4 protein-coding genes and 1 other annotated feature are annotated in these 4549 nt (G+C 32.0%); of the genes, 1 reads left to right on the top strand and 3 read right to left on the bottom strand.

All coding sequences use genetic code 11. The annotated features are described in order from the left end of the window. Positions 1-200, top strand: a 200-nt coding sequence (locus ACI313_RS08480) for a hypothetical protein (protein WP_439755771.1), incomplete at its 5' end; no start/stop codon positions are given. Between the two features lie 35 nt (positions 201-235). Here the strand turns inward: ACI313_RS08480 and ileS are convergent. From ileS to ACI313_RS08465, 3 genes are all read right to left on the bottom strand, one after another. Next, positions 236-2962 (bottom strand): isoleucine--tRNA ligase, encoded by a 2727-nt coding sequence (gene ileS / locus ACI313_RS08475; RefSeq protein ID WP_439755770.1) that lies wholly within the window; start codon positions 2960-2962, stop codon positions 236-238. A gap of 34 nt (positions 2963-2996) precedes the next feature. Beyond that, positions 2997-3213: a binding site (T-box leader), on the bottom strand. Then, on the bottom strand, positions 3207-3959 hold the full coding sequence (locus ACI313_RS08470) for a YlmH/Sll1252 family protein (RefSeq protein ID WP_439755769.1): 753 nt from the start codon (positions 3957-3959) through the stop codon (positions 3207-3209). It overlaps the preceding feature by 7 nt. Then, positions 3949-4395, bottom strand: a complete 447-nt coding sequence (locus tag ACI313_RS08465) for a cell division protein SepF (RefSeq protein ID WP_320608077.1) — start codon at positions 4393-4395, stop codon at positions 3949-3951. Before ACI313_RS08465 ends, ACI313_RS08470 begins: the two co-directional genes overlap by 11 nt. Positions 4396-4549: the final 154 nt, after the last annotated feature.

The following is a 4549-nucleotide window of genomic DNA, read 5'->3' as shown; positions in this document are numbered from 1 at the left end:
ATGATATGAAACAATATATTTATGAAACACTCTCTTTTATAGAATCTAACTCTACAAACACGGAAGTACAAGTCGTATATTACGAAGATTATGATTATAAAATGATTAATGGAGTCATACGCATAATTGATTTTCAAGATGGTTTTATTATTATTGATGACAAAAAAATAAATATCAATGATATCTATGATATCAATTAAAAAAGGGTTGATGCGCATCAACCCTAATTTTTTTACTATTTATTTAAAACATCAAAACAACGATCACACAATCCATCTTCATGAGAAGTTGTAGTGATATTCCAGCATCTAGGACAAACAGTTCCTTGTGCTTTTTCAACACTAACTTGACATACTTCGTATTGTGTTAATTCATCATTTGTGAATTCAATTTGAGATACTGTGAACCATTGTGGTACATTACTTAACATTTCATCAATAACAGCTTTTTGTTCAGGACTAACATGTAAGTTGACTTTAGCTTCTAATGGTTTTCCAATCAATTTTTCAGAACGTTTTTCTTCTAATGCTTTAAACACATCTTTACGAATTTCAAATAAAGTTTTCATTTTTGCCTTAATGTCTTCAACATCAAAATCAAGTTCTAATGAAACGAAAGACTCTAATTGAATTGATTCAGAATTAAATTTCATGAAATCATTGATTTCTTCACAAGTATGGCAAAGAATTGGATTCCACAATTTAGCTAACACTTCAACAGCTGTATATAAAACAGTTTGAACTTCACGGCGAGCATGACTATCAACGTTTTCAATATATAAAATGTCTTTTGTGTAATCTAAATAGTATGCAGATAAATCATTTGTCATTAAATTTGATAAATAACTTACAACATCAGAGAAACGATATTCATTATATGCTTTGATTACATAGTCACTTGCATCTTTCAATAATACTAAAATATATTGATTTAATTTGCTTAATTCATTAAATGGAAGACATTGTTCTTTATTAAATTCGTTGTCATCTAAGTTAGCCATTAAGAAACGGAATGTATTACGTACTTTACGATAGTTGTCACTAACTTGTTTCAAGATATTTTGTCCCATTGAAACATCAGCTTGATAATCAACTGAACAAGCCCATAAACGAAGAATATCAGCACCATATTTCTTAGTGATTTCTCCAGGAGCTACTGCATTCCATAATGATTTAGACATTTTTTGTCCTTTTTCATCCATTACGAATCCATGTGATAAAACAGCTTTATAAGGAGCTTGTCCATGAACAGCTGTACCAACGATTAAGCTTGAGTTAAACCATCCACGGTATTGATCAGATCCTTCAAAGTATAAATCAACAGGATAATCTAGACCTCTTTCTTTAATACATCCTGTATGTGATGAACCTGAATCGAACCATACATCCATTGTATCCATTTCTTTACGAAATACACCATTTGGTGAGTGTTCAGAAGTATAACCTTCCGGTAATAAATCTTTAGCTTCTCTTTCAAACCATACATTTGAACCATATTCTGCGAATAATTCAGCAACATGTTTGAAAATTTCTTCATCAATTAAAGGTGTATCATCTTCTCCATAAATAATAGGAATTGGAACACCCCATGCACGTTGACGTGAAATACACCAGTCACCACGATCCGCAATCATATTGTGCATTCTTTGTTCTCCCCAACTAGGAGTCCATTCTACATTATGAATTTGTTCCAATAATTCATCTCTAATTTTATCAATAGATGCGAACCATTGCGTAGTGGCACGATAAATTACTGGTTTCTTTGTACGCCAGTCATGTGGATAAGAGTGTGTAATAAATTGAAGTTTTAATAAACATCCTAATTCATCTAGACGCATTGTAACTGTCTTATTGGCATCTTCAACATATTGACCAGCTAGCCATTCCCCACAATCTTCTGTCATGCATCCTTTTTCATCGACATTGACATATACAGGTAAATTATATTTATTACCAATGATAAAGTCATCCATACCAAAACCAGGAGCTGTATGAACACATCCAGTACCAGCATCTGCAGTAACGTGTTCTCCACACATCAAGATAGATTCTCTATCTTCATATAATGGATGCGTACATGTAATATATTCAAATTCTTTACCTTTATAAGTTCTAATAACATCGCGTTGTTCAAGACCAAATAAGTCACATAAAGAATCAACCATTTCAGCTAACATGATCAAATTTCCTTTTTCTGTTTTAACTAGTGCATAGTCAAAATCAGGATGAACAGAAATACCTAAGTTAGCAGGAATAGTCCAAGGTGTAGTTGTCCAAATCACAAAATAATCATCACTAGTTAACACACCTTTTCCATCTTTAACTTGGAATTTAACATAAATTGTTGGACTCTTCACATCTTTGTATTCAACTTCTGCTTCCGCTAAAGCTGACTCAGAACTAGGTGACCAAATAACAGGTTTCAATCCTTTATAAATCAACCCTTTTGTAGCCATTTTACCGAACACTTCGATTTGTTTGGCTTCAAATTCTTTTTGAAGAGTAATATAAGGATGGTCATAATCACCAATTGAACCTAAAGATAAGAATCCTGCTTTTTGCTTTTCAACTTGTTCTAAAGCATAGTTCATACAAATTTTTCTAAATTCAGCTAAAGGCATTTTTTTACGATCGTAACCTAATTTAGTTACTGCTGTTTCAATTGGTAAACCATGTGTATCCCATCCCGGAATATAGATGATTTTATCTCCCATCATGTAGTGAGAACGATTGATAACATCCTTTAAAATTTTGTTTAAAGCATGTCCTAAGTGAATGTCACCATTCGCATAAGGAGGACCATCATGTAGAACGAAAGGCTTTGCATCTTTTCTTTGTTCTAACATCTTGTCATATAAATCCATATCCTTCCAACGTTTTTGAATTCCAGGTTCTTTTTTAGGCAAATTTCCACGCATTTCAAAACCTGTTTTAGGCATGTGCAATGTTTCTTTATAATCCATTTTTCCTTTTCCTTTCCAATAAAAAAAACGTCCCTCTAAGGACGTTTATTACGCGATACCACCTTAGTTCCTCTATATTATATAAATATACAAGCACCTCAATAAAGATAACGGAATAACCCGGATTTTCTTACTTAATTCAGAAAATCAGCTCAAAGTGATATTTCCATTTACGTCACAAAGCTTTGCACCATCCAGCTTTTCTCTAATGTGATTAGTAAAAAGAAACGCGTCTTTTTCATAGCTAAATAAATTGATCAAATTTTAGAATATATCGATCTTTTTTTGTTGTCGAAACAACACCTCTATAAATAAACTTTCCTACTCGATGAATAGAAACAACATCATTTAAGCACAATTGACAATTTTCTTCAAGCTCAAAATCATTAAGTTTTACATCTTTATGATGAATTTTATTTAAAGCTTCTTTTCGAGAACAACGAGCAAGTTGAGCAACAATCGCATCAAGTCGATTACTTGCACAATTAATGTGTAGTTCTTTAAAGTTTTGAATATTTAAAGGAATATTTTCAGTATAATCAAACTTTACTTTTGTTCGAGCAATCGTATTACATTGCATAATGATAAATTCACTTATATTTTTTTTACAAAAAATATAAACTCTATCTTGTTCAATAACAAAGTCGCCTATTTGATTTCGATCAATTCCTAAATTCATCAAAGCCCCTAATACATCACGATGTGAAATAGAATTATAATTCGAATTATATCTTGTCATTAAACAACAAATATCATAATCAAATTCTTCATCATATTCACTAATGCAGCATACTTGACGAATCGCATTTTCATAGCCTCCAAAAAAGGAAACAGAAAGATTACCCGGACAAATTGTCTTAACTATTTCTTGTTCATTTATAGTCAAAAAAGAGGTCACAATTGGCTTTGCTCTATAATGCACCAAATCAAATTGATCTTGCATCGAAGCAATAAACAATTCATGACCTTTAAATTTGTTGTAAAAACTATTCGGCATCGTCGAAATCGTCTGGACTTCCAAGATTAATTGAACCTTGTACACCAATTTGTGAAGGTGAACATAAAATTACATTTTGTCCAATTTTTTGAATTTTTCCATCCAAGGCGAAAACAACACCTGTTAAAAAGTCGATTGTACGTTGTGCATATTCACGATCTAATTTATGTAAATTGACAACAACAGCACGCCCTTCTTTTAAACGAGTTCCAACTTCTTCTGCTTCTCCAAAACTTCTTGGTTCAAATAAAACCATTTTTGTATTCGCATTTAAAGTAGTTGACGCACTTTGACGTTTTGGTCTTTCATAACGAGTTTGTGGTTCTTGTTCTACAACTGGTTGTTGAGCTTGTTGTTGAACTGGTTCTTGTTCATATTCTTCTTCATCATCTTCAACTGGAGCAACGAAGTTTTTAATATTATCCATAATTCCCATAGGAAAACCTCCTTCTTTACCAAGTAATTATAACATATAATTCGTTATTTAAAAGTGATAAGTTAAAAAAAACTCTCTGATTTTAAACCAGAGAGTTACAGGGTAACCAAAATCTTTTGGGGGCAAATTTTTTAGGGACGAATTTTGGGGTTTT

The sequence above is a fragment of the Floccifex sp. genome (genome assembly GCF_051873495.1).
In the GTDB taxonomy this organism is placed as follows: Bacteria; Bacillota_I; Bacilli_A; order Erysipelotrichales; family Erysipelotrichaceae; genus Floccifex.
Note: the sequence above shows the minus strand (reverse complement) of the source record. Positions and strands in the feature narration are given on the sequence as shown.

Coding starts and splice junctions, on each gene's coding strand:
- ileS (WP_439755770.1), bottom strand. CDS start 2,962: ATGGATTATAAAGAAACATTGCACATGCCTAAAACAGGTTTTGAAATG.
- ACI313_RS08470 (WP_439755769.1), bottom strand. CDS start 3,959: ATGCCGAATAGTTTTTACAACAAATTTAAAGGTCATGAATTGTTTATT.
- ACI313_RS08465 (WP_320608077.1), bottom strand. CDS start 4,395: ATGGGAATTATGGATAATATTAAAAACTTCGTTGCTCCAGTTGAAGAT.